Source organism: Mitsuokella apri, from assembly GCF_051886055.1.
Taxonomy (GTDB): domain Bacteria; phylum Bacillota; class Negativicutes; order Selenomonadales; family Selenomonadaceae; genus Mitsuokella.
This window is the reverse complement of sequence record NZ_JBJEXT010000076.1, coordinates 1-3,985: the sequence shown is the minus strand read 5'-3', so window position 1 is coordinate 3,985 and position 3,985 is coordinate 1. Positions and strand designations below refer to the sequence as shown.

Annotated in this window: 4 protein-coding genes; 2 read left to right on the top strand and 2 right to left on the bottom strand. The window is 53.6% G+C overall.

All coding sequences use genetic code 11. The features are described 5' to 3' along the window. Positions 1–216 (top strand): ferritin family protein (locus tag ACI4OH_RS11855; RefSeq protein ID WP_503908478.1); only part of this gene is annotated, 216 nt, incomplete at its 5' end. A 270-nt stretch (positions 217–486) separates the two neighbouring features. Further along, positions 487–1,695, top strand: a complete 1,209-nt coding sequence (locus ACI4OH_RS11850) for a type III PLP-dependent enzyme (protein WP_432648044.1) — start codon at positions 487–489, stop codon at positions 1,693–1,695. A gap of 70 nt (positions 1,696–1,765) precedes the next feature. Here ACI4OH_RS11850 and ACI4OH_RS11845 read toward each other — a convergent pair whose 3' ends face one another. Continuing rightward, positions 1,766–3,322 carry an ABC-F family ATP-binding cassette domain-containing protein gene (locus tag ACI4OH_RS11845; protein ID WP_435721967.1) on the bottom strand — a complete coding sequence of 519 codons (1,557 nt, stop codon included), beginning with the start codon at positions 3,320–3,322 and terminating at the stop codon, positions 1,766–1,768. Between the two features lie 202 nt (positions 3,323–3,524). Beyond that, positions 3,525–3,806: a hypothetical protein gene (locus ACI4OH_RS11840; RefSeq protein ID WP_432646703.1), complete on the bottom strand. Its 282-nt coding sequence runs from the start codon at positions 3,804–3,806 to the stop codon at positions 3,525–3,527. Between the last annotated feature and the right edge of the window lie 179 nt (positions 3,807–3,985).

The window sequence follows — 3,985 nt, the reverse complement described above, 5'->3', positions numbered from 1 at the left end:
CTCCTCGGCGAAGTCCTCACGGACAGCACGAAGAAGAACCTGACGATGCGTATCGATGCAGAGCACGGCGCCTGCGCTGGCAAGAAAGAGCTCGCAACGCTCGCTAAGCAGCTCGGCCTCGACGCTGTTCATGACACGGTTCATGAGATGGCTAAGGACGAAGCTCGCCATGGCCGCGGCTTCAAGGGCCTGTTCGACCGTTACTTCGGTAAATAATCCCTTATCCTTCAAAAAGTCCCATTTCTGGAACAAAACTCCTAAACATCATATAAAGGACACCCTGCAGCGCATCCGCAGGGTGTTTTGGTATATTCATGTATACAATTCGCTTTTTTATGCATCTCTATTGCAATCGAGCCAAAAAAGTTTTATACTATCCCTAACCTGAAATGTTGCAACGGAGCAAGATATGAGGCCTTGCCTTGTGTCCTGCTCCATTTTTTTCAGGGTGTCAAAACTATACTATCATACAGGAAGGGTTGTGTTATGAGAAGCTTTCTCTTAAGTGAAAATGAAATGAACGAACTGTGCAGGAGACAGGAGACGCCTTTTCTCGTGCTGTCCACGGACAAGGCTGCCGAAAATTACGCATTCCTGCGCAAGCACCTGCCGCGCGCCGGCATTTATTATGCCATCAAGGCGAATCCGCAGCCAGATGTCCTCAAACGCCTTGCCTCCATGGGCTCCCATTTCGATGTGGCTTCGGCCGGTGAAATGGAAATCCTGCATGAGGCAGGCATCGATGGTTCACGCATGATTTATGCAAATCCGGTGCACGATAAGCGCGGCCTTATGGCTGCCGCCCGCCTTGGCGTCAAACGCTTTACATTCGATGATGCCAGCGAGATTGCCAAAATCGCCAAATACGTGCCGGATGCCGACGTGCTCGTGCGCGTACAGGTCCAAAACAGCAAGGCCCTCGTCGATCTCAACACGAAATTCGGCGTACCGCTTGCTGAGGCACTGCCCCTCTTAAAGCAGGCAGAAGACGCAGGACTCCATGCCAAGGGCATCTGTTTCCACGTTGGCAGCCAGTCCCTTTCTACAGCGGCTTACGAAGAGGCCCTGCTGCTCGTCCATCACCTTTTCACCGAAGCGGAAGCTTCCGGACTTCACCTCACCGATCTCGATATCGGCGGCGGCTTCCCGATTCCTTCAGCCAACGGCCTGCATATTGACCTTGCCGCCATGCTCGAAGCCATCAACCGCCAAATCGACCGCCTGTTTCCAGAGACACAGGTCTGGACGGAGCCGGGCCGCTTCATCTGCGGCACAGCCATGAATCTCGTGACTTCAGTCATCGGTACGAAGATGCGAGGCGATAAGCCATGGTACATTCTCGACGAGGGCATCTACGGCGTATTTTCGGGCATCCTGTTCGACCACTGGGAATACCCGCTGCACTGCTTCGGCCGTGGCAAAAAAATTCCTTCAACATTTGCGGGGCCGAGCTGCGACGGCATCGATGTGCTCTACCGCGACTTCCCCGCACCGAAGCTCGCCATCGGCGACAAGGTGCTTGTCGGCAATATCGGTGCCTACACGACCGTCTCAGCCACGCATTTCAACGGTTTTGAGCCAGCCCCCATCCTCATATGGGAAAAGCAGGCCGACCTCATCGCCAAACGGCAGCAAGATTTTTCTGCAAATGAAAACGACGATACAGAAGAAAATCAGCGTCTTCTCCGGCTCTGATTCCTTCTAAGCAAAAAACAGCCACACTGTCTCATATTGTATGGTGACAGTGTGGCTGTTTTTTTATGGATCAGACAATCTTTGTCGACCAGCTCTCGATATTCCAGACGGTATCGACGAGGTCTTCGTAAAAGTCGGGTTCGTGCGAGACGAGCAGCAGGGTGCCTTTGTACTCCTGCAGAGCGCGCTTGAGCTCTTTTTTCGCTTCGACATCGAGGTGGTTGGTCGGCTCGTCGAGCACGAGCAGGTTGACAGGCTTCTGCATGATCTTCGCGAGTCGGACTTTGGCTGCCTCGCCGCCCGAAAGGGCCGTCATTTTCGTCGTAATGTGCTCATTCGTCAGGCCGCAGGAGGCAAGCGCCGCGCGGACCTCGAAATTTGTCATGCTCGGATATTCCTGCCAGAGTTCGTCGAGGGCCGTATTCATATTGCCCTTGGCTTCTTCCTGCTCAAAATAACCGACCGAGACGAATTCGCCCTGTTCAATTTCACCGGCAAACGGCTTGATGATGCCAAGGAGTGTCTTTAAGAGCGTCGATTTGCCGAGGCCGTTCGTGCCGCGGATGGCGATTTTCTTATTGCGTTCGACCTTGATGTCGACGGGTTTTGTCAGGGCCGAATCGTAGCCGAGCACGAGGCGCTGCGCCTCGATGACAAAGCGCGACGGCGTGCGGTCCTGCTGGAAATGGAAATGCGGTTTCGGCTTTTCCTGACGCTTCGTCAGAATTTCCATTTTGTCGAGCTTTTTCTGACGGCTGTTCGCCATGCCGCGCGTCGCGACGCGGGCCTTATTGCGCTGGATGAAATCCTGCTCCTTTTTGATTTCGGCCTGCTGGCGCTCGTAAGCAGCTTCTTCCTGACGGCGCTTCAGTGCGGCCATTTCCTCGAATTTCTCATAGCTGCCCGTGTAGCGCGTGAGCTGCAGATTGTCGACGTGCCAGATGACATTCGTCACGGCGTTGAGGAACGGCACATCGTGCGAAATGACGATAAAGGCGTTTTCGTAGTTGATGAGATAATTCTTGAGCCATTCGATGTGCTCAGCATCGAGGTAATTCGTCGGCTCGTCGAGCAGCAGAATCTCGGGGTTCTCCAAGAGGAGTTTTGTCAAAAGGACCTTCGTACGCTGGCCGCCCGAAAGCTCGTCGACTTTGCGCTCAAGGCCAATATCCCGCAGGCCCAGACCGCCCGCGACTTCCTCGATGCGCGCGTCAATCGTGTAGTAGCTGCCGGCTTCGAGGATATCCTGAATGTCGCCGACATCCTTCATAAGTTTGTCCATTTCCTCCGGCGTTGCCTCGCCCATCTTGTCGTAAGCCGCGAGCATCTCCTGCTCGAGCTGCACGAGGTGGTCAAAAGCCGTGCGCAGCGTCTCGCGGATCGTCATGCCTGGCTGCAGCACGGCGTGCTGGTCGAGGTAGCCGACTTTCGTGCGCTTCGCCCAAGTGACCGTGCCGGCATCCGGCGTGAGTTTGCCCGTGATGATGGACATAAAGGTCGACTTGCCCTCGCCGTTCGCGCCGACCAGCGCCACATGCTCGCCTTTTAAAAGGCGAAACGATACATCCTCAAAAATCTCCCGCCCGCCATAGCTGTGCGAAAGATGCGAAACCTCCAATACGCTCATGAATTTCTCCTTTTCCTTCCATAATATAGAGCCTGTCCATAAAAAAGAGGCTGCGCGTGCAGTCTCTTCGAAAAATCATCTGATGTTTTATTATACCATAGAGCACACGCCGCGAAAAGGCGAAATCCTGCCGCTGTTCAGCGTCTGCTCCGCCGCTGTTTTGCCGGCTGCTTCGACTCTATTGCAGCCGCCTCATCGCATATTATTTTTTCTCAGGCGGCTGCGGCGCATTGCGCTTGCCGGCAATCCACTCCTTGAGAGTCTCGCGGTCCATCGGCGGCAGGTCCTCTTTTTTGACCTCCGACCATGCCTGTGCCTGCTTCATGCAGAAGTACACGCCGCCGATGCCCAGCACCAGACAGATGATGCCCCAAAGATACGACGCCGTATACACAAGATACGCTCCCCCGAGCGTCACAAACATAAAAAACACCGAATTCCATGTCTGCACCATCATATTGAAATACTTCGGCATAGACCGCATAGCGACTCCCCCTTGGTTTCCCATATTTTTTCCATAGAAGCTTTTCTTACAGCTCTTTTTAACACTATTATACCATAGGAAGTAATAAAAAAGACTTCCTATTTTCATAGAAAGCCTCATTTTGCAAAAATGGTCGGAACGACGGGATTTGAACCCACGACCTCTTCCACCCCAAGGAA

What these genes read in the sequence shown, in the direction of transcription:
- ACI4OH_RS11850 (WP_432648044.1), top strand. Translation starts at nt 487, where the DNA reads ATGAGAAGCTTTCTCTTAAGTGAAAATGAAATGAACGAACTGTGCAGG.
- ACI4OH_RS11845 (WP_435721967.1), bottom strand. Translation starts at nt 3,322, where the DNA reads ATGAGCGTATTGGAGGTTTCGCATCTTTCGCACAGCTATGGCGGGCGG.
- ACI4OH_RS11840 (WP_432646703.1), bottom strand. Translation starts at nt 3,806, where the DNA reads ATGCGGTCTATGCCGAAGTATTTCAATATGATGGTGCAGACATGGAAT.